17 protein-coding genes and 1 riboswitch are annotated in these 20,538 nt (G+C 70.6%); of the genes, 15 read left to right on the top strand and 2 right to left on the bottom strand.

The genetic code is table 11. From position 1 onward, the window contains the following. Positions 1-41: 41 nt before the first annotated feature. Positions 42-277: riboswitch (cobalamin riboswitch) on the top strand. A gap of 187 nt (positions 278-464) precedes the next feature. From E2169_RS07445 to E2169_RS07515, 15 genes are all read left to right on the top strand, one after another. Next, entirely contained in the window at positions 465-2,879 is a 2,415-nt protein-coding gene (locus E2169_RS07445) for a ribonucleoside-diphosphate reductase subunit alpha (protein ID WP_165942359.1), read from the top strand. A 162-nt stretch (positions 2,880-3,041) separates the two neighbouring features. After that, positions 3,042-4,103 carry a ribonucleotide-diphosphate reductase subunit beta gene (locus E2169_RS07450; RefSeq protein WP_132985963.1) on the top strand — a complete coding sequence of 354 codons (1,062 nt, stop codon included), beginning with the start codon at positions 3,042-3,044 and terminating at the stop codon, positions 4,101-4,103. A gap of 4 nt (positions 4,104-4,107) precedes the next feature. Further along, positions 4,108-4,671, top strand: a complete 564-nt coding sequence (locus tag E2169_RS07455) for a flavodoxin (protein WP_132985964.1) — start codon at positions 4,108-4,110, stop codon at positions 4,669-4,671. Next, entirely contained in the window at positions 4,643-4,984 is a 342-nt protein-coding gene (locus E2169_RS07460) for a thioredoxin family protein (RefSeq protein ID WP_132985965.1), read from the top strand. The genes E2169_RS07455 and E2169_RS07460 overlap by 29 nt, the downstream gene beginning before the upstream one ends. Then, positions 4,981-5,379 (top strand): acyl-CoA thioesterase, encoded by a 399-nt coding sequence (locus tag E2169_RS07465; protein ID WP_132985966.1) that lies wholly within the window; start codon positions 4,981-4,983, stop codon positions 5,377-5,379. Before E2169_RS07460 ends, E2169_RS07465 begins: the two co-directional genes overlap by 4 nt. 172 nt (positions 5,380-5,551) lie before the next feature. Beyond that, the gene (gene mgtE, locus E2169_RS07470; RefSeq protein ID WP_132985967.1) at positions 5,552-6,970 is read left to right on the top strand and encodes a magnesium transporter; all 1,419 of its coding nucleotides are present in this window, start codon (positions 5,552-5,554) and stop codon (positions 6,968-6,970) included. 60 nt (positions 6,971-7,030) lie between these two features. Beyond that, positions 7,031-8,347 (top strand): M20 family metallopeptidase, encoded by a 1,317-nt coding sequence (locus tag E2169_RS07475; RefSeq protein WP_132985968.1) that lies wholly within the window; start codon positions 7,031-7,033, stop codon positions 8,345-8,347. A gap of 268 nt (positions 8,348-8,615) precedes the next feature. After that, on the top strand, positions 8,616-9,485 hold the full coding sequence (gene queF / locus E2169_RS07480) for an NADPH-dependent 7-cyano-7-deazaguanine reductase QueF (protein WP_132985969.1): 870 nt from the start codon (positions 8,616-8,618) through the stop codon (positions 9,483-9,485). 120 nt (positions 9,486-9,605) lie between these two features. Beyond that, the gene (locus E2169_RS07485) at positions 9,606-9,968 is read left to right on the top strand and encodes a LysM peptidoglycan-binding domain-containing protein (RefSeq protein WP_132985970.1); all 363 of its coding nucleotides are present in this window, start codon (positions 9,606-9,608) and stop codon (positions 9,966-9,968) included. A 34-nt stretch (positions 9,969-10,002) separates the two neighbouring features. Further along, positions 10,003-10,494: a hypothetical protein gene (locus tag E2169_RS07490; protein WP_132985971.1), complete on the top strand. Its 492-nt coding sequence runs from the start codon at positions 10,003-10,005 to the stop codon at positions 10,492-10,494. A gap of 179 nt (positions 10,495-10,673) precedes the next feature. Continuing rightward, complete coding sequence (gene icd, locus E2169_RS07495) at positions 10,674-12,002, top strand: isocitrate dehydrogenase (NADP(+)) (protein WP_132985972.1); 1,329 nt, start codon at positions 10,674-10,676, stop codon at positions 12,000-12,002. Between the two features lie 508 nt (positions 12,003-12,510). Then, complete coding sequence (gene aceK / locus E2169_RS07500; protein ID WP_132985973.1) at positions 12,511-14,277, top strand: bifunctional isocitrate dehydrogenase kinase/phosphatase; 1,767 nt, start codon at positions 12,511-12,513, stop codon at positions 14,275-14,277. Positions 14,278-14,462: 185 nt separating this feature from the next. Then, positions 14,463-15,365 carry a class I SAM-dependent methyltransferase gene (locus tag E2169_RS07505; protein WP_370465084.1) on the top strand — a complete coding sequence of 301 codons (903 nt, stop codon included), beginning with the start codon at positions 14,463-14,465 and terminating at the stop codon, positions 15,363-15,365. Continuing rightward, positions 15,366-15,923 (top strand): pseudouridine synthase, encoded by a 558-nt coding sequence (locus E2169_RS07510; protein ID WP_132985974.1) that lies wholly within the window; start codon positions 15,366-15,368, stop codon positions 15,921-15,923. It begins immediately after the preceding gene. Positions 15,924-16,049: 126 nt separating this feature from the next. Further along, positions 16,050-17,153, top strand: coding sequence for a hybrid sensor histidine kinase/response regulator (locus tag E2169_RS07515; RefSeq protein ID WP_165942361.1), 1,104 nt, complete (start codon positions 16,050-16,052; stop codon positions 17,151-17,153). Between the two features lie 38 nt (positions 17,154-17,191). Here the strand turns inward: E2169_RS07515 and E2169_RS07520 are convergent, their stop codons facing one another. Continuing rightward, positions 17,192-17,641 carry a hypothetical protein gene (locus tag E2169_RS07520; protein WP_132985976.1) on the bottom strand — a complete coding sequence of 150 codons (450 nt, stop codon included), beginning with the start codon at positions 17,639-17,641 and terminating at the stop codon, positions 17,192-17,194. Positions 17,642-17,750: 109 nt separating this feature from the next. Continuing rightward, complete coding sequence (gene hrpB / locus E2169_RS07525) at positions 17,751-20,273, bottom strand: ATP-dependent helicase HrpB (protein WP_132985977.1); 2,523 nt, start codon at positions 20,271-20,273, stop codon at positions 17,751-17,753. Positions 20,274-20,538 lie beyond the last annotated feature (265 nt).

Raw genomic sequence — 20,538 nt, forward strand, 5'->3', positions numbered from 1 at the left:
GCCACCCCCATATATGGCGTTGACGGATTCGCCGTGCCCCGATATGTTGTGTCCCGTCGGTTCCCGCGCCACAGGGCACGGGATGAAAAGGGAAGCCGGTACGGCAGCGGTCGAGACCATCGATGCGCCCGCCAATCCCGGCGCTGCCCCGCAGCGGTAGGTGGAAACGAGGTCGCACACGCACTGGGACGGTGGTCCCGGGAAGCGGCGGCCGAGGCGCGGAGCCCAGGCTCCCGGATCCACGAGCCCGAAGACCTGCCGACAGCCGCGCGCATGCACATCGCGCGGTGCCGGCTGCGCAATCTCCGGGGGGAGATGGCTGGTGAAGCATGCGTACGCCCGCCCTCCGCCCTGGAGCGCGGCCGCGGCCGCTGCGACGCCGCGCTCCCACCCTGTCGATGACCGCTCCGGCCCGCCGCCTGCCCCGGGACAGGCGGCCGTGCGCACGCCATCCGGGAGCAGGCATGAGCAGCTACGACAGCACCATCACGGCACCACCCGCACCACCCGCGCCACCGATCACGACCGCTGCGTCATCCACGTCCCATGCGTCCGCGGACGCCACCGCCGCCACGTGGATCACCAAGGAAGCCGGCAACCGCCGGATCCCCTACGACCGCGCGCGCCTGGAGCGCGCCATCGACCGCGTGCACGCCGAATTCCCGCAGCTCGACGCCGCCGACTACAAGCGCAGCGTGTTCGGCTTCGTCGAGCGCAAGGACGCGGTCAACGCCGACGACCTGGTCGATCACCTGATCCGCGAGGCCGAGGCGCGCGTGGACGTGGCCGCGCCGGAATGGGAGATGTTCGCCGCGCGGATCTACCTGCACCGGCTGTACAAGCGCGCCAGCCGAAACCGTTTCTACGACGTGGCGCAGAAGTACGGTTCCTACGTCGGCCTGCAGGAAAGCCTGGCCGACCGCAACGTGTACTCCAACGACATCCTGCGCGCCTATTCCAAGGAGGAGCTGGTCGAAGCCGGGAAGATGATCGATCCGGCGCGCGACCTGCTGTTCAACTACAACGGCCTGTACCTGCTGGCCACGCGGTATCTCGCCACCGACACCTCTCGCGAGGTCTACGAGCTGCCGCAGGAGCGCTGGCTGACGATCGCGCTGTACCTGATGCAGGAAGAAGGCACCTCCGGCAAGGGCGGGCGCGAGCGGCGCATGCAGCTGGTCGGCGAGGCCTACTGGGCGCTGTCGAACCTGTACATGACGGTCGCCACGCCGACCCTGCAGAACGCCGGCAAGACCGGCGGCCAGCTGTCGTCGTGCTTCATCGACACCGTCGACGATTCGCTGCAGGGCATCTACGACTCCAATACCGACGTCGCCCGCGTGTCCAAGGGCGGCGGCGGCGTGGGCGCCTACATGGGCTACGTGCGCGCGTCGGGCGCGTCGATCCGCGGCGTGCCCAACTCCTCCGGCGGCGTGGTGCCGTGGATCAAGCAGCTCAACAACACCGCGGTCTCGGTCGACCAGCTCGGCCAGCGCAAGGGTGCGGTCGCCGTGTACCTGGACGTCTGGCACCGCGACATCGAGGCCTTCCTCGACCTGCGCCTCAACAACGGCGACCAGCGCCTGCGCGCACACGACGTGTTCACCTCGGTCTGCATCCCCGACATCTTCATGGAGGCGGTCGAGCGCCGCGGCGACTGGTACCTGTTCGACCCGCACGAGGTGCAGCGGATCAAGGGCTGGTACCTGCAGGACTTCTTCGACGAGAAGAAGGGCGAAGGCTCGTTCCGGGAGAAGTACGAAGAAGTGGTGGCCGACGAGCGCATCTCCCGCAAGACGATCAAGGCCATCGACATCCTCAAGCGGCTGATGGTCAGCCAGCTGGAGACCGGCAACCCGTTCATGTTCTACCGCGACGAGGTCAACCGGAAGAATCCGAACAAGCACGCCGGCATGGTGTACTCGTCCAACCTCTGCACCGAGATCCTGCAGAACATGAGCCCGACGCGGCTGATGCAGGAGATCATCAGCGGCAACCAGATCGTGACCACGAAGCAGGCCGGAGACTTCGTGGTCTGCAACCTTTCGTCCGTGAACCTGGGCCGCGCGATCGTGCCCCAGGGCGGCCAGGGCGACCTGATCACCGACGTGCTGGAGCGCCTGATCCCGATCCAGGTGCGCATGCTCGACAACGTCATCGACCTGAACCTGCTGCCGGTGCCGCAGGCCACGATCACCAACCGCAAGTACCGCGCGATCGGCCTGGGCACCTTCGGCTGGCACCACCTGCTGGCGCAGAAGGGCATCGACTGGAATTCGGTCGACGCCGAGGACTACAGCGACACGCTGTACGAGCGCATCAACTTCCTGACCGTGCAGGCGAGCATGGCGCTGGCGAAGGAGAAGGGCGCCTACCCCGTGTTCCAGGGCAGCGACTGGCACAGCGGCGCCTACTTCCGCGACCGCGACTACGACAGCCCGCAGTGGCTGGAGCTGGCCGCGCAGGTGGCGGTCAACGGCGTCCGCAACGGCTGGCTGATGGCCGTTGCGCCGAACATGTCCACCGCGCAGATCGCCGGCAGCACCGCGTCGATCGACCCGGTCTACTCCGCGTTCTATTACGAAGAAAAGAAGGACTACCGCCGCCCGGTGGCCGCGCCCGGCCTGTCGCTCGGGACCTGGCCCTACTACGAGAAGGGCGCCTACCGGGTCGACCAGTTCGCAAGCGTGCGCCAGAACGCCCGCCGCCAGCGCCACGTCGACCAGTCGATCAGCTTCAACTTCTACGTGCCCAGCACCATCCGCGCCGGCACCCTGCTGGAGCTGCACATGACCGCCTGGCGCGAAGGCATGAAGACGACCTATTACGTGCGTTCCAACGACATCGATATCGCCGAATGCGAGTGGTGCAGTAGCTAAAGCGCATTCGCGCTTTTGCTTCCACGGTTCGCGTTGCGAACCGTGGACCCTGCATTACCAGCACCCAGACCCCCGCGCCTTCGGCGCGCCCCCCTGACTCAGGGGGGCTTTCCTCCAGAGCGTTTGCGCTGCTGCGCGCAACCGAAACACGAGAAGGCACACATGTCCGCCACCACGCCGCTTACCGCCACGCCGCTCGATCGCATCCGGATCCTCGAGCCGCGCCATCCGAACCGTTCGACCGGGATCATCAACGGCCGCACTTCGGGCATCCTCAACTGGAACGACATTCCGTATCCGTCGTTCTATCGCGCCTACAAGGAGCTCTCGACCAACTTCTGGATCCCGGACGAGGTCGACATGAAGGCCGACGCCAGGCAGTACGGCGAGCTCTCGGCGCGCGAGAAGAATGCCTACGATTCGATCATCGGGCTGCTGGCCACGCTCGATTCGCCGCAGACGCGCTTCATCTACAACGTCGCCGAGTACATCACCGATCCGGCGGCGCACGCCAACGCCGCGATCATCGGCCAGCAGGAGGTGATCCACAACGAGAGCTACAGCTACGTGCTGGCCTCGATCACCGGCCTGGCCAACCAGAACCGCGTGTTCGAGATCGCGCGCACGCATCCGACGATCCAGAAGCGCAATGCGCCGATCATGGGGTCCTACGACGACTTCATGCGCGAGAAGACCGCCGAGACCCTGCTGCGTTCGCTGATCCAGTCCTCGATCCTCGAGGGCATCAACTTCTATTCCGGCTTCGCCTATTTCTACAACCTGGTGCGCCAGAACCGGATGACCGGCACCGGCAAGATCATCAGCTTCATCAACCGCGACGAGCTGGCGCACACCAAGTTCATCAGCGAGCTGATCCGCGCCATCGTCGGCGAGAACCCGGAGCTGCAGACCGACGAGCTGACCGCCTATGTGCACGGCGCCTTCGAGCACGCCATCGAGCTGGAAGTGCAGTGGACCGGCGAGGTGCTGGACGGCATCGACGGCATCGACGTCGATGAGATGGTCCGCTACGTGAAGTACCGCGCCAACAAGATGGCCGGGATGCTGGGCATCGAGAAGCTGTACTCCGACGCCACCGAGAACGTGATGCCCTGGATCAAGGCCTACGCCGACAACTTCACCGAGACCAAGACCGACTTCTTCGAGATGCGCAACGCCAGCTACAAGAAGACCAACGTCGACAACGGCTTCGACGACCTCTAGCGCCATGCGCATCCTGGTCGCCTACGCATCGCTGAGCGGCAACACGCGCGATCTCGCGCGCACGGTGCGCACGCGCTGCGAGGCACTGGGCCACGCGGTGAGCTGGATCGAGACCGACATCGAAGGCCTCGCTACCGCCGGCGACGACCCGCACCACGACCTCTACCTGCTCGGCGCCTGGACCGACAACGCCGGGCGCACGCCGCCGGAGATGAAGCGCTTCATCGCCGAGCTCGTGGCCGCGGTCGGCAAGCCGGAGCAGCTGGCCGTGTTCGGCACCGGCGAGACGCAGTGGGGCGAGGAGTACTACTGCGGCGCGCTGCGGCGCATGGCGGCCTTCTTCGACAGCGGCTACCCGCGCCTGGAGATCGAGCAGATGCCGCACGGCGAGCGCGACGCGCTGAAGATCCAGCGCTGGACCGACGACGTCCTGGCCATCGCCGGCAGTGCCGGCGGCGGGGCCATCGGCCGCGTCGGCAACGACATCGCCGGCCGCGGGCCGGCACCCGACGAACCCTTTCCCGAGAAGACCATCCCCCATGCAGACCCTGCACGCCGCCTCGCCTGAGGACCACCACGCCGCCATCGCCGCACATCCGCGGCTGCTGGTCGACTACTACAAGGACGACTGTCCCGGCTGCCGCATGCTGGACATGGCGCTGCGGACGTTCGCCGCCACGTCCGATGCCGAAGGCACGGTGCTGCTGAAGGTGAAGCTGGAGACCGTGGGCGAGGACTTCTTCCGCGGCCTCGGCCTGCGCCAGACGCCGACGCTGGCCCTGTTCGCCGACGGTGCCGAGGCGGCACGCCTGCCCGGCTTCCAGGCCCCGGCGCAGATCGCGCAGGCCGTCGAACGCCACTTCGCGCGGGCTCCGGCATGACGCCCCCGGCCTCCGCTGCGCCGACCGAAGCCCGCCTGCTGGAGATGGTCTTCCCCGACCACACCAACCACCTCGGCACCCTGTTCGGCGGCCAGGCGCTGGCGTGGATGGACAAGGCGGCATTCATCGCCGCCTCGCGCTACGCACGCCTGACCGTGGTGACGGCGCGGTCGGAGCAGGTCGACTTCACGCTGCCGATCCGCCAGGGCCAGCTGGTCGAGACCGTGGCCCGGGTGGTCGCGGTCGGCCGCACCTCGATGCAGGTCGAGGTGGAGCTGATCGCCGAGGACCTGCTCAGCGGCGAGCGCGAAACCTGCACCCGCGGCCGCTTCGTGATGATCGCGCTCGACAGTCGCGGGCGACCCGCGCAGGTGGCCCCTTTGCCCGGCGATTGACCGGTTTCCGGGCGGCTGCCTACACTGCCGCGGGCGCAAGGTCCGGTGTCCGCGACCACGTCCACGCCCACGGCACGGACCGACACGATCGATCCTCCACGTTCCCGACCCCCTTGGACCGCGCGCGTCCGTGGCGGAGCGTGGGGGCCCCACGCCCGGCTGGAGACACGCCATGATTGAGCACGCAACGCGCGGTCGACGCGCCCTGCACCTGGTCGATGCGCAAGGCGACTTCGATGCCGACAAGGTAGCGGCGGCGATCGCCGTGGCACTCGACACCGACCCGGCCGGCCTGCAGGACGCGCTCGACGGGGAGCTCGCGGCCGACCTGGCCGACGCGCTGACGCGGCTGGGCCCGCGCCAGCAGGCCGCGATGCTGGCGTTGATCGCCGCCGACGAGCGCGCGCTGGTATTCGGCTACCTGCCGCTGAAGCTGCAGACCGCGCTGGCCGCCGGCATGTCGCGGCCCGCGGTGCTGGAGCTGTTCGACCTGATGTCCGCCGACGAGCGCGTGGACCTGTTCAACACCCTGCCTCCGGACCGGCGCGAGCGCCTGCTGCCGGCGCTGGCGCAGGCCGAGCGCGAGGACATCCGTCGCCTGGCCAGCTACCCGCGCGACAGCGTCGGTGCGCTGATGACCTCCGAGTACGCCACGCTCACCCCCGAGCTCACCGCGGGCGAAGCGATCGCCGAACTGCGCCGCGTCGCGCCGGACAAGGAGACGATCTACAACGCCTACGTGATCGACCACGACCGCCGCCTGGTTGGCGTGGCCACGCTGCGACGCCTGATCCTGGCCGCGCCCGACATGCCGGTCTCGGAGGTCATGGCGTCCGATCCGGTCACCGTGTTCGTCGATGCCGACCAGTACGAGGCCGCCAGCAAGATCGCCCGCTACGACTTCATCGCCCTGCCGGTGATCGATCGCGAGCGGCGGATTGTCGGCATCGTCACCGCCGATGACGCGATGGACGTGGCCGAGGCCGAGGCCACCGAGGACTTCCACAAGGCCGGTGGTTCGCTCGGCACCCTCACGGTCAGCATGAAGGATGCCGGCATCGGCCTGCTGTACCGCCAACGGGTGTTCTGGCTGGTGCTGCTGGTGTTCGCCAACCTGTTCTCGGGGGCCGGCATCGCGCATTTCGAAGACCTGATCGCCGCCAACCTGGCGCTGGTGTTCTTCCTGCCGCTGCTGATCGCCAGCGGCGGCAACGCCGGCGCGCAGTCGGCCACGCTGATGGTGCGCGCGATCGCGACCGGCGACGTGGAAATGCGCGACTGGGCCGGCATGCTGGGGCGCGAGTTCATCGTGTCGACCCTGCTGGGGCTGACCATGGCGCTGGCGGTGAGCGCGATCGGACTGTTCCGCGGGGGGCCCGAGATCGCGATCGTGGTCGCGACCACGATGCTGCTGATCGTGCTGGTCGGCAGCGTCATGGGCATGTCGCTGCCGTTCCTGCTGAGCCGGTTCCGGGCCGACCCGGCGTCGGCCAGTTCGCCGCTGATCACCTCGCTGGCCGACGGCGTCGGCATCCTGATCTATTTCGGGATCGCCACCGTGATGCTTTCGTGGCTGGGACAGCCGGCGTGAGCGGACTGCCGGTGTCGCCGGGCGGCAGGTAACATCGGCGTACTGCCCGGGGAGATCGCCATGTCGCGCACCACCTGCATCCTGCTGTCGTCGTTTGTCCTGGCCGGCCTGGCCGCCCCGCTGCAGGCACAGGACGCCCAGCGCGCCGAAGTCGCGGACGCTGCGCGGTCGCTGCAGCCGAAGGTCGTGGCCTGGCGCCGCGACATCCACCAGCACCCCGAGCTCGGCAACCGCGAGACGCGCACCGCGGCGCTGGTGGCCGAGCACCTGCGCGAGCTCGGGCTGGAACCGCAAACGGGCATCGCCACCACCGGCGTCACCGCGCTGCTCAAGGGCGGCAGGCCCGGCCCGCGCATCGCCCTGCGCGCCGACATGGATGCGCTGCCGGTGACCGAGGCCACCGGCCTGCCCTTCGCCTCGAAGGCCACCACCACCTTCCGCGGCGAGACCGTCGGCGTGATGCACGCCTGCGGCCACGACGCCCATACCAGCGTGCTGATGGGCGTGGCCGAGGCGCTGGTCGCCATGCGCGACGAACTGCCGGGCGAGGTGCTCTTCATCTTCCAGCCCGCCGAGGAAGGCCCGCCCGACGGCGAAAAGGGCGGCGCCGAGGAGATGCTGGCGCAGGGCATCTTCGACGACTTCAGGCCCGAGGCGGTGTTCGGCCTGCACGTGTTCTCGACCTTGAACGCCGGCCAGCTCGGCGTACGCAGCGGGCCGACCATGGCCGCGTCCGACCGCTTCAACATCGTGGTCAAGGGCCGCCAGACGCACGGCTCGCGGCCCTGGGGCGGCGTCGATCCGATCGTGGCCGCGGCCGACATCATCGGCACCGCGCAGACCGTGGTCAGCCGCCGCCAGGACATCTCCAGGCTGCCGGTGGTGCTCAGCTTCGGCGCGATCAAGGGCGGCGTGCGCTTCAACATCATCCCCGACCAGGTCGAACTGGTCGGCACCATCCGCAGCTTCGACGAGGACATGCGCCAGGCGGTGTTCGCCGACCTCGCCAACGTCGCCGAAAAGGTCGCGGCCGCGCACGGCGCCACCGTCGAGGCCAAGGTGCCCGACACCGAGGGCACGCCGGTCACCGCCAACGACCCGGCGCTGACCGCGCGCATGCGGCCCAGCCTGGAAAAGGTCGCCGGCACCGGCAACCTGATCGACATGCCGCTGAACATGGGCGCCGAAGACTTCTCGTACTACGCCCGCGAGGTGCCCGCGGTGTTCTTCTTCGTCGGCGCGACGCCGGCCGGGCAGGATCCGGCCACCGCGCCGAGCAACCACTCGCCGGAATTCTTCCTCGACGAATCCGCGCTCGATGTCGGCCTGCGCGCGATGCTGCAGCTCTCACTCGACTATCTGCACGGCGAGGGCTGACACCGCTGGAAAGAAAGAAAGCTTTTTTGCCACGGATTTACGCGGATAAAGCCGAAGCCGGGAAAAGCCTTTCAGCCGCGGCTCGGCCAGGTTGGTGCAATCCGTTCACAGCCGCGGCAGAAGCCCTTTGCTCTTTCTTTCCTCTGCTTCATCCGTGCAAATCCGCCCTTATCCGCGTAAATCCGTGGCAAGGCTGTGCATGCCACCGGCGATCCGCAATGGCGTCGAACGGCAGGATCCGGCGACGCAGGCGCGCGATAATGGCGGCATGACCAGCGAACTCCCCCTCGGCCGCGAAGTCGCCTACCCGCGCAGCTACGACCCGTCCCTGCTGTTCCCGATCGCCCGCGACCAGGGCCGCGCGGCGCTGGGCATCGCCAGCGGCGCCCTGCCCTTTGCCGGCCACGACCGCTGGCACGCCTACGAGCTGTCCTGGCTGGGCCCGCGCGGCAAGCCGGACACGGCCACCGCCACCTTCCTGGTGCCGGCCGATTCGCCGCGGCTGGTCGAATCGAAATCGCTCAAGCTCTACCTCAACTCGCTCAACTCCACCCGCTTCACCGGCCGTGACGAGGTCCGGGCACGGATCGCCGCCGACCTGTCGGCGGCGGCGGGTGCCGCGGTCACGGTCGGCTTCGGACTGCCGCCGCTGGACATGGGCACGGGCCTGGAAGGCGATGGCGACGGGGCCCGTGCCGCGGCGACGCTGCCCGGAACCGATCCCGCGCCGGTGTCGATCGACGGCATCGCGGTCGACTGCGACGAATACGACGCGCCCAACCCGGCACTGCTCGCCGCCGATCCCGGCGACCTCGTGCACGAGGTCCTGCACTCGGCGCTGCTGAAGTCGAACTGCCCGGTCACCGGCCAGCCCGACTGGGCCAGCCTGCGTGTCGCCTATCGCGGGCCGCGCATCGACCGGGCCGGCCTGCTGCGCTACCTGGTGTCCTTCCGCGAGCACGCCGGCTTCCACGAACAGTGCGTGGAGCAGGTCTTCGTCGACGTCAGCGCCCACTGCCGCCCCACGGAGCTGTCGGTCGAGGCGCGCTACACCCGCCGCGGGGGACTCGACATCAATCCCTGGCGGGCGACGCCCGGGCTGTCGCCGCCCCCGGCCGGCCGCGATCCGCGGCAGTAGGCGCGCCACGGCCCGCCACTGCGTCCGCGACAACTCGCCACGGCTTCCACGCCGGCGCGATGTTTTCTTAACAGGACCGGTGCTTATCTGTCACAGCCACGTGCGGCACAGGAGGCCCGAATGAGCAATCGCCAGAATCCCAACGATCCGGACTCGCTGTCGCTGAAGCCCGGCGGCACCGCGTCCGGGAACAAGCCCGATTTCAGCAACGTCAAAAGCAGCGTCCGCAGCACCGAGGCCGAAGCGGCGAAGCCCGATTTCAGCAACGTGCAGTCCTCGGTCCGCTCGACCGAGGCGACCGTGGGCGAGACCGGGTACACCGTGCAGGAGGGCGACACCCTCTCGCACATCGCCAAGGCGCATTACGGCAAGGCCAGCCAGTGGCGGCGGATCTTCGACGCCAACCGCGACCAGCTGGACGATCCCGACCGGATCAAGCCCGGCCAGGTCCTGAAGATCCCGGCCGCGCCCTCCGAAAACTGACCGCCCCCGCATCCCGACACCACGGAGACACCCCATGACCCGCAACCCGATTCCCGCCGCGCTGGCCGCGGCACTGCTGGCCACCCTGGCGCTGGCCGGCTGCAAGAAGGACGAACCGGCTCCGCCGCCGCCGGTGGCCACCCCGGCGCCCGCGCCCACGCCGGCCCCCACCCCGGCGCCCGCCCCGATGGTGAGCGTGACCTCGGTCGACCTCGGCAACGCCATCGACGGCAACAACCGCGTCGCCGCGCCGGCCACGACCTTCGCCACCACCGACACCATCCACGCATCGGTGGCCACCGTGTCCTCGGATCCCTCGACCCCGCAGGCCGGCGAACTGACCGCGCGCTGGACCTACGAGGGCGACCAGCTGGTGGACGAGACCAGCCGCGATTTCAGCTTCACCGGCACCGGCACCACCGCCTTCGAGATCAGCAAGCCCGACGGCTGGCCGACCGGCAACTACCGCGTGGAGATCCTCCATGACGGCCAGGTGGTGCAGACCCGGGACTTCGAGGTCCGCTGAGGCACACGCCTGCAGGCGCGGTCCTCAGGGGCCGCGCCTTTTTGATGCCCGCAGGCCGCGGCAGCCCGGAACCACCGCGCCCGCCGCCGCCCCGCGCTTTGCCCGCACCGCCGCGAAGCGCGACAATGGCCGTCCAATTCCGCCGCGCGCGATCCGCCGCGGCCCCCCTGGAGGAACCGATGGCAGACTTCACCCCGGCCGTGCCGGCAGGCGGCAGCCCGATCACCAAGACCGCGAAGGGACTCAGCGTCCCCGACCGCCCGATCATTCCCTTCATCGAAGGCGACGGCACCGGCCCCGACATCTGGCGCGCCAGCGTGCGCGTGCTCGACGCCGCGGTCGCGAAGGCCTACGGCGGCAAGCGCAAGCTCGAGTGGATGGAGGTCCTGGCCGGCGAGAAGGCGTTCAACGCCACCGGCGAGTGGCTGCCCGAGTCCTCCGTCGAGGCCTGCCGCGAGTACCTGGTCAGCATCAAGGGTCCGCTCACCACGCCCGTGGGCGGCGGCATCCGCTCGCTCAACGTCGCGCTGCGCCAGATGCTCGACCTCTATGTCTGCCTGCGCCCGGTGCGCTGGTTCGAGGGCGTGCCCTCGCCGGTGAAGAAGCCTGGCGACGTCGACATGGTGATCTTCCGCGAGAATACCGAGGACATCTACGCCGGCATCGAGTTCGAGCCGGGCTCGGCCGACGCGCAGAAGGTGCTCGACTTCCTGCAGAAGGAGTTCCCGAAGGGCTTCGACAAGATCCGCTTCGGCACCGCCGACAAGGCCAATGCCTGGAACGACCAGCTGGCCGCGGTCGGCCTGCCGGCCACCGACACCTCGGTCAACGTCGGCGTCGGCATCAAGCCGGTCAGCTGGCAGGGGACCGAACGCCTGGTGAGGGCGTCGATCGAGTACGCGATCGCCAACGGCCGCAAGTCGGTGACCCTGGTGCACAAGGGCAACATCATGAAGTTCACCGAGGGCGCGTTCCGCGACTTCGGCTACAAGGTGGCGCGCGAGCAGTTCGGCGCGGTCGAACTCGACGGCGGTCCGTGGCACGTGATCCCCGAGGGCAAGCCGGGCGCGGGCATCATCATCAAGGACGCGATCGCGGATGCGTTCCTGCAGCAGATCCTGCTGCGCCCGCGCGAGTACGACGTCTCGGCCACGCTCAACCTCAACGGCGACTACCTGTCCGACGCGCTCGCCGCCCAGGTCGGCGGCATCGGCATCGCGCCGGGCGCCAACATCAACTACGTCACCGGCCACGCGGTGTTCGAGGCCACGCACGGCACGGCACCGAAGTACGCCGGCCTGGACAAGGTGAACCCGGGCTCGGTGATCCTGTCGGGCGAAATGATGCTGCGCTACATGGGCTGGACCGAGGCCGCCGACGCGATCATCAAGGCGATGGACGGCGCGATCGACAGCAAGCGCGTCACCTACGACTTCGCGCGCCTGATGGACGGTGCGACCGAGGTGAAGTGCAGCGAGTTCGCGGACGAGATCATCAAGCACCTCTGATCGCTACCGCTGTTCAACGGCAATGCCCGCGATGCGAGTCGTGGGCATTGTTTTTTTTGGTCCATCTCCCAACTCCGGGGGAACGGCTTCGACGAGGTGTCTGCTTCCTTCGTTACGCCTGGCCGTGACCTGGAGGGCCCCGCCGCGGCCGGGAGGGCTTCGCGGCTCATGTCCCCCGGCATCCGCCTGGCGGCGGATGCCTCCTCCTTTACTTCCCCGCGACGCCCTCCCGGCCACGACGGGGCTCGGCTTCGGCTGCAGATGCGCATGGTCCCGGCTTTGCTCTTGGGCCACCGCGTATTGCTGCGCACCGGGTGCCAAGGCCCTTGAGAGCGAAGTCAAGGAGGAGGCGATGGCCGCAAGGCCAGCGCCGGGGGACATGAGCACTCAAGGGCCTTGGCACCCGGCGCCCGAGAGCATCAATGGCGCGCCATTGCCTCAGCTGGGAGAAGTTTTTGGGCCTTGAGGTCGTGGTCGCCACGACCCGAACTGCGCCACACTCGGCGGCATGCCGACACTCCTGACCGACCCGCTGGTCCAGCGCGCGGCAGCCCTGGTGCTGGATGCGTTCGAGGATTACGACGCGCGCTTCGGCGACCTGACGCGGCGGGCGCGGCGCCGGTTCGTGCGGCGGGACTGGCGCGGGGCGCAGGCGGATGCGGTGGCGCGCATCGACATGCAGGACGGCTTCCTGGCCGAGGCACTCGGGCGCTTCGAGGCGCTGGTCGGCGAGCGCATGCGGTCGCGGGCGTTCTGGGCCGCGGTGCGCGAACGCTATGGCGAGCTGACAAGCGGGCGGGCGGATGCCGCGCTGGCGCGGACGCTGTTCAACTCGATGTCGCGGCGCTTCTTCCTCACCGAGGGCGTGGCGCCAGCGCTGGAATTCCACGAGCCCGGCGACGGCGCGCCCGGTGATCCCTCCTGCCCGGGCGAGCTGCGGCCGCTGCCGGACGGAGCGGATGCCTCCGAGCGCTGGCGGCTGGCGCTGAGGTCGCGCGGCTTTCCGCATCGCGACCTGGAGGCCGACGCGCGCGCGATCGCCGACGCGGTGGCTGGCCGGCTCGACGCACATGCCGACGCGCGCGGCCCCGACGTCGACCTGCTCGACACGGTCTTCTACCGCGAGCGCCGTGCCTACCTGGTGGGCCGGGTCGACGCCCCCGGCGGTCCGCGGCCCCTGGTGGTGGCGCTGGTGAACGAGCCCGAGGGCGTGCGCGCCGACGCGGTGCTGGTGGAGCGCGACCGGGTGTCGATGCTGTTCGGGCACGCGCACAGCTGGTTCCATGCCGACCTCGCGCGCGTGGGCGATGCGGTGGCCTTCATGCACGCACTGCTGCCGCACAAGCCGGTGTCGGAGCTGTACTCGGTGCTCGGCCGCGGCAAGCAGGGCAAGACCGAACGCTTCCGCGAGATCCAGCGCCACTTCGCGGCGCATCCCGACGAACAGCTGGTGCGCGCCGACGGCGTGCGCGGGATGGTCATGGCGGTGTTCACCCCGCGCGGGCTGCCGGTGGTGTTCAAGGTCATCCGCGACCGCTTCGCCGAGCCCAAGGACAGCGTGCGCGCCGACATCGAGGGCAAGTATCGCCTGGTGTCGCGCCGCGACCGCGTCGGGCGGCTGGTGGAAGCGCAGGAGTTCCGCCGCCTGCGCTTCCCGCGCGCGGCGTTCGAGCCGGCGATGCTGCGGGAGCTGCTGGAGGAGTGCGCGGAGACCGTGGTGGACGAAGGCGATGCGGTGCTCGTGCGCCACTGCTACGCCGAACGCCGGCTGCGCCCGCTGGACCTGCACGCACGCGAGCGGCCGGTGGACGAAGCCCTGCGCGCGGTCATCGACTACGGCCAGGCGGTCACCGACCTCGCGCGCAGCGGGATCTTCCCCGGCGACCTGCTGCTGAAGAACTTCGGCGTCTCGCGCCACGGACGCGCGCTGTTCTACGACTTCGACGAGCTGTGCCTGCTTGAGGACGTGCGCTTCCGCGACGTCCCCGAGCCGCGCGAGGAAGACGAGACGCGCCCCCTGGAGGACTGGCTCTATGCCCGCAGGGACGACGTCTTCCCCGCGCTGTTCACCCGCTTCCTCGGCCTGGCGCCGCCGCTGCGCGAGGCGCTGCTGGAGGCGCATCCGGGGATCTTCCGCGCCGGCTGGTGGCGCGAGGTGCAGGCGCGGCTCCGCGGGGGTGGCCATTTCGACGTCGCGCCGTACCCGGATGCGGCCCGCCTGGCCCGGCCCGGGCTCAGCGGAACAGCGACAGCGCCGTCGCGCGCAGGGTCGTGACACCGCGGCCGAAGCGCGTCTCCACCGATCCGGCATCCGCACGACCGCGGAGGGCCAGCGCCTGCTGGAACGGATCGCGCCGCCCGAGTGGCTGGTGCCGGTGGCGAGCCCGGGCCTGGTGGCGCGCATGCGCGAGCAGGGCGACCCGCCGCTGGCGCGACGGTCTGAGCGGTTTGCCGTTAGGCTTGGCGCCTGCCCCGAGGAGCCGCCCCATGAGCCGACGCCTGCTAGCCAAAGCCCTCCTGCCGCTGATGCTCTGCGCCTGCGCGGCTACGCCCGCGGGCGAGTCCGCAGCCAACGCGGATGCGGCCGCGCAGTCGACCCCGCCCGTCGCGATGTCCATGCGCGCGCCCGACCCGCTGCTCGACCAGGCCCTGGCCGGCGCCTGGCGCTCGCCGGAGAACGTGGCCCGCGACGTGCATCGCCACCCGCGTGAGACCCTCACCTTCTTCGGCATCGAGACCGGCCGGACCGTGGTCGAGATCACGCCGGGCGGCGGCTGGTACGCCGAGATCCTGGCGCCCTGGCTGCGTACCGGCTACGTCGCCGCGATCCCCGACCCGATGGCCTATCCCGAGGACCGGCGCGACTATCCGGCACGCGCCAAGGCCGGCCTGGACACGCTGTTCGCGTCGAAGCCCGAGCAGTATGGCGATGCCCGCGTGGTCGCCTACGACCCGGCGGCCCCCGTCTTCGGCCCGGCAGGCTCGGCCGACGCCGTGCTCACCTTCCGCAACGTCCACAACTGGCGCTCGGCAGGCATCGCCGGGGCCATGTTCAAGGGCTTCTTCGACGTGCTCAAGCCCGGCGGCGTGCTGGGCGTGGTGGAGCACCGCGCCGCGGGCGACGTGGCCGACGAGGACCGGTCCGGCTACGTCGGCCAGGACCAGGTGATCGCGCTGGCCGAGGCCGCGGGCTTCCGCCTCGACGAGGCGAGCGAGATCAACGCCAACCCGCGCGACACGCGCGACCATCCCAACGGCGTGTGGACCCTGCCGCCCACCAACCGCCACGACGCCGAGGACCGGCAGCAGTACCAGGCCATCGGCGAAAGCGACCGAATGACGCTGCGTTTCATCAAGCCCTGAGTGCTGGTCGCGTTCAACAAGCCGCACGGCGTGCTCTGTCAATTCACCGACAGAAGCACGCCGCCACGGCCGACGCTGGCGGGCTTCGGCCTGCCGGCGGGCGTCTATCCCGCGGGCCGCCTCGACCACGACAGCGAAGGCCTGCTGCTGCTCACCGACGATGGCGCCCTGGTCCACCGCATCACCGACCCGCGCCACAAGCTGGCCAAGACCTATCTGGTGCAGGTGGAAGGCGATCCGGGCCGCGAACAGCTTGCGCGACTGCGTGACGGGATCGAGCTGCGCGACGGCCCGACGCGGCCGGCGCAGGCGCGCCTGCTCGATGCCGCGCCACCGCTGTGGCCGCGCGATCCGCCGGTGCGCGCACGCAAGACGGTGCCCGACGCCTGGCTTGAGCTCGTGATCCGCGAAGGCCGCAACCGGCAGGTCAGGCGCATGACCGCGGCGGTCGGCCTGCCGACGCTGCGCCTGGTGCGGATCGCGATCGGCGGCGTCGCGCTGGACGCGCTTGCGCCTGGACAGTGGCGCGCGCTGCCACACGCAACGCCGTTTTCCTGAACGGTTCAGGCGTTGTCATCGCGACGGCCGCCAGCGCCTGCGCTGCCCGCTTCAGCGCTGCGTCTTTCTGCTAACTTGCCCGTTGCCGCGCAACTCCTCCTCCCGCGCAGCTGCGGATCAATGCCAATGAAGGCACACAACAACCGGGGCCGCGTTCTCGTCGTCGACGACCAGCCGGCCAATCTGCGCGTGGTCAGCGCGCTGCTCGAGCGCCAGGGCTACGACGTGTCCATCGCCGAGAACGGCGAGGGCGCGCTCGCGGTCGCCGAGACGCAGGCTCCCGACCTGATGCTGCTCGACATGATGATGCCGGGCATGGACGGCTTCGGGGTGATGGAAGAGATCCGCGTGCGCGCGCTGTTGCCGCGGGTGCCCGTGGTCTTCCTCACCGCCGCCCAGGACCGCGCGCTGCTGCTGCGTGCCTTCGAGGTCGGCGCGGTCGATTACGTGGTGAAGCCCTTCATCCCCGAGGAGCTGCTTGCACGGGTGAACGCGCACATCGGCCTCAAGCTCGCGCGCGACCGGCTGGAGCACGTGGCCCGGGAGCGCCAGGAGCTGGTGAACCTGGTCGCGCACGACCTCAAGAACCCGCTGAGCAGCGTCGTCTTCGCAAGCGACATCCTGGTCTCCGGCACGCTCAAGCCCGAGCGTATCCCGCGCTATCTCGAAGTGATCCGCGAGAGCGCCGAGGACGGCCTGGGCTATATCCGACGCTACCTGGAAACCCAGGCCACCGCCCGCAAGGCCACGGACAACGCCGAGGCGCGCGTGGCGCTGGCCGCCATCGTGGAGTGGATCGTCGGGCGCTACGGCCTGCAGTTCGAGGACAGCGGCTGCCGGCTGCGCGTGGGCGAGATCGGGCCGGCCGTGGTGGCCATTGACGAAGTGGTGCTGCGCCAGGTCGCCGGCAACCTCATCAGCAATGCCATCAAGTACGCGCCGGGCAGCGACGTCGACCTCGACACCGATCGCGGGGCGCCCGGCTACAGGCGACTGCGGGTGTCCGACCGCGGCCCGGGCGTGCCCAACGACCGCCAGCGCGAACTGTTCACGCCGTTCACGCGCATCGCCGAGGGCGACCCGGCGCGGGTCGGCGCATCGAGCGGGCTGGGCCTGTCGCTTGCGCGCCAGATCGTGAGCAACGCGGGCGGGCAGCTCTGGTACGAGGACCGCGAAGGCGGCGGCGCCTGCTTCGTGGTCGAGTTGCCCGAGGTGCCGGACCTCACCTGATTCGCAGGAGCGGCCATGGCTGCTCCTGCATCGGGGGGTCAGCCGACGTCGCGAGCCGGGCCGACGCCGAGGTCGCCGGCATGCGGGTCGACGTCGACGCTGTCGAGCGCATCCCGGATCCGCTGCGAACGGCCTTCGGTCGCGCGGCGCTCGGCGGCCTTGCGGCGGTGGCGGGCGACGGCGTACAGCGCGGCGCCAATACCGACCGCGGCCGCGGTAAGCGCCACCGGATGGCGGCGCGCGACCTTGCCGGCCGCACGCGCGCCGGTGCGCGCGGCGCCCAGCGCGACGCCGGCCTGGAGCCACTTGCCCGCACCATCGGGCACGCCCTGCAGCCACTGCCCCGCGCTCCGCGGCGCGTCGTGCAGCCACTTGCCGGCGCCGTCGGGCACGGCGTGGCGGAGCCCGTCGCCGACGCGACCGGCGAAGTCCATGGCCTTGTCGGGAAGAGCGTCGCGAACGTCGCGGATGATGGTGCGCTTGCGCATGCGGGGGTCCTCGGTTGCGTGGGCCGGCGCGGGTGCGCCGAGGTCGGAACGACCAGGTGCGTAGTGTCGGGCGCGACGCGTGGTGCCGGCGTGATCCGCCCGATCCCGTTCAGCCGCTGCGCGGTCGCGCCCGATGGGTGGGAACGGCATCCCACGGATCCTCGGGCCAGGGGTGCTTCGGATAGCGGCCCTTCATTTCGCGCCGCACCTCGGGCCAGGTCCGGTCCCAGAAGCTGCGCAGGTCGGAGGTCACCTGCAGCGGCCGCCCCGCCGGCGACAGCAGGTGCAGCAGCAGCGGCACCCGGCCGTCGGCGACGCGCGGCGTGTCGGCCAGGCCGAACAGTTCCTGCAGCTTCACCGCCAGCACCGGTGGACGCGGCTGGCCGTCGTCGCCAATCGCGTAGTCGATGGCACGCGACTGGCCCGACGGCACGGTGATGCGCGTGGGCGCGAGCGCGTCGACGCGCTGCTGCAGCGCCCAGTCGAATCCTCCGCGCAGCGCGGTGCCGAGTTCCCCGGTGGTGAGCGCGTCGAGCCGCGACTTGCCGGCCAAGGCCGGCCGCAGCCAATCGTCGAGGCCGGCCAGCAAGGCCTCGTCGCCAAGGTCGGGCAGCGCGAGCTCCGGCATCCAGGCGCGCAGGCCGGCGACGCGCGCGCGCCACTGGCGCAGGCCTTCGCTCCAGGGCAGCACGTCGAGGCCGAGCGCGCGCACGGCGTCGGTCAGCGCCTGGGCGGCGGCGGCGGGATCGGCACGCCCGGCGGGCCGGCTGTCGAGCACGATGCCGGCGAAGCGACGCACCCGCTCGGCGACCAGCGCGCGACGGTCGGCGTCCCAGCGGGTTTCGTCGCGCTCGCTGAAGCGGTCGCCGAAGTCCCGGCGCAGCGCGGCCTCGTCCACCGGCGCGGCGCGCAGCAACAGCGCGTCACCGCGCGCTTCGTGCCGCAGCTCGCTGGCCACCAGCCAGGGTTCGCCGAGGAGCTCGCTGTCGTCGAGCAGTCGCGCCATGCGGCCGTTGGCCAGCTGGTAGCGGCGCAGGTCGCCGGCGTGGCGGGCGGCGATACGATCGGGGAAGGCGTGCGCAAGCAGGTCGCCGAGCGCATGTGCAGGCACATCGTTGGGCGGCGGCGCGTCCACGCGCAGTCGGCGGCGCCACTGGCGCGCGGCGGCATCGATCGCGGCCAGCGCCGACCGGTTGGCCTCGGGCGGCACCCGGCGCGCGCGGAAGGCGGCGAGCGCCCGCCAGCGCGCACCGACCGCGTCGCTGCGCGCCCGCAGCGGATCGCGCGCTTCCAGCAATGCGGCCAGGTCGCAGGCCAGTGCGCGCGACGGCGCATCGTCGCCCGCCAGCAGCATCGCCGCCAGCCGCGGATGCGTGCCGAGCGCGAGCATGCGTCGCCCCCGTGCCGTGATCGTCATCGCACCGGGGCCCGTCGCGAGTGCACCGAGTTGGAGAAGCAGGTCGCGCCCCGCCGCCAGCGTGCCCACCGGCGGCGCATCCACGAAGCGCAGCGCATCGCTGCCCCAGGCCGCGATCTCCAGCGCCAGCCCCGCAAGCTCGACCTGCGCGATCTCCGGTCGCCGCTGCGCCTCCAGCCGCTGCGACTCCGGCCACAGCCGGTACGCCCAGCCCGCCGCGACGCGGCCCGCGCGCCCGGTGCGCTGGTCGGCCGACGCCTGCGCGATGCGCACCACGTCCAGGCGGCTGAAGCCGCTGTTGGGATCGTGCCGCGGCTCGCGCGCCAGCCCGCTGTCCACGACCACCCGCACGCCGGGCAGGGTGACGCTGGACTCGGCCACGTTCGTGGCCAGCACCACGCGCCGACGGCCGTCGGCGGCCGGGCGCAGCAGCCGCGCCTGCTCATCAACCGGCAGGTCGCCGTGGAGCTCCAGCACCTCGGCGCCGGCGGTTCGCACCGCATCGCCACCGGCCAGCGCCGCCGCCGCGCGCGCGATCTCGCGGCGTCCGGGCAGGAAGGCGAGCACATCGCCGGGATGGCGCTGCAGCGCCTGTTCGACGGCGCGGCGCAGCTGGTGTTCCAGCGCCTCCTCGCGACGCGCCGGGAAATACGCGACCTCCACTGGATGGCTGCGCCCCGCGCTCGCCAGCCGCGGCGCATCGAGATGGGCCGCCAGGCGCTCGCCATCGAGCGTCGCCGACATCACCACGATGCGCAGGTCCTCGCGCAGCCCTGTCTGCACGTCCAGCGCCAGCGCCAGGCCCAGGTCGGCGGCGAGATGGCGCTCGTGGAACTCGTCGAACAGCAGCGCAGCGACGCCCTCGAGCATCGGATCGTCCTGCAGCATGCGGGTGAGGATGCCCTCGGTGACCACTTCGATCCGGGTCGCGGCGGAGATCCGGTTCTCGAAGCGGATGCGGTAGCCAACGGTCTGCCCGACGTCTTCGCCAAGCGACGAGGCCATGAATCCGGCCGCCGCGCGTGCGGCCACGCGGCGCGGCTCCAGCATCACGATGCGCCGGCCGGCCAGCCACGGCGCATCGAGCAGCGCCAGCGGCACGCGCGTGGTCTTGCCGGCGCCGGGCGGGGCTTCAAGCACCAGGCGTGGATGCACCGCCAGGCTTTCGCGGATCGCCGGAATCAGCTCATCGATCGGGAACAGGAGATCGTGCACCCGCAAAGGATAGCCGCCCCGCACACACCCCCGGCGACGCCCGCTGCGGCGCGATCGCGACGCCGGCCACGCTCGATTTCCGGTTCATCTGCCAACTCCGGGGAAGCGGCTTCGACGAGGTGTCTGCTTCTTTCGCTACGCCTCGTCGTGAGCTGGAGGGCCCCGCCGCGGCCGGGAGGCCTTCGCGGCTCATGTCCCCCGGCATCCGCCTGGCGGCGGATGCCTCCTCCTTTACTTCCCCGCGAAGGCCTCCCGGCCACGGCGG

Origin of the sequence: Luteimonas terricola (genome assembly GCF_004352845.1) — a bacterium.
Lineage (GTDB): Bacteria > Pseudomonadota > Gammaproteobacteria > Xanthomonadales > Xanthomonadaceae > Luteimonas > Luteimonas terricola.

Coding starts and splice junctions, on each gene's coding strand:
- queF (WP_132985969.1), top strand. CDS start 8,616: ATGACCAGCGAACTCCCCCTCGGCCGCGAAGTCGCCTACCCGCGCAGC.
- E2169_RS07460 (WP_132985965.1), top strand. CDS start 4,643: ATGCAGACCCTGCACGCCGCCTCGCCTGAGGACCACCACGCCGCCATC.
- mgtE (WP_132985967.1), top strand. CDS start 5,552: ATGATTGAGCACGCAACGCGCGGTCGACGCGCCCTGCACCTGGTCGAT.
- E2169_RS07465 (WP_132985966.1), top strand. CDS start 4,981: ATGACGCCCCCGGCCTCCGCTGCGCCGACCGAAGCCCGCCTGCTGGAG.
- E2169_RS07475 (WP_132985968.1), top strand. CDS start 7,031: ATGTCGCGCACCACCTGCATCCTGCTGTCGTCGTTTGTCCTGGCCGGC.
- E2169_RS07515 (WP_165942361.1), top strand. CDS start 16,050: ATGAAGGCACACAACAACCGGGGCCGCGTTCTCGTCGTCGACGACCAG.
- E2169_RS07455 (WP_132985964.1), top strand. CDS start 4,108: ATGCGCATCCTGGTCGCCTACGCATCGCTGAGCGGCAACACGCGCGAT.
- E2169_RS07450 (WP_132985963.1), top strand. CDS start 3,042: ATGTCCGCCACCACGCCGCTTACCGCCACGCCGCTCGATCGCATCCGG.
- E2169_RS07485 (WP_132985970.1), top strand. CDS start 9,606: ATGAGCAATCGCCAGAATCCCAACGATCCGGACTCGCTGTCGCTGAAG.
- icd (WP_132985972.1), top strand. CDS start 10,674: ATGGCAGACTTCACCCCGGCCGTGCCGGCAGGCGGCAGCCCGATCACC.
- aceK (WP_132985973.1), top strand. CDS start 12,511: ATGCCGACACTCCTGACCGACCCGCTGGTCCAGCGCGCGGCAGCCCTG.
- E2169_RS07490 (WP_132985971.1), top strand. CDS start 10,003: ATGACCCGCAACCCGATTCCCGCCGCGCTGGCCGCGGCACTGCTGGCC.
- E2169_RS07445 (WP_165942359.1), top strand. CDS start 465: ATGAGCAGCTACGACAGCACCATCACGGCACCACCCGCACCACCCGCG.
- E2169_RS07520 (WP_132985976.1), bottom strand. CDS start 17,641: ATGCGCAAGCGCACCATCATCCGCGACGTTCGCGACGCTCTTCCCGAC.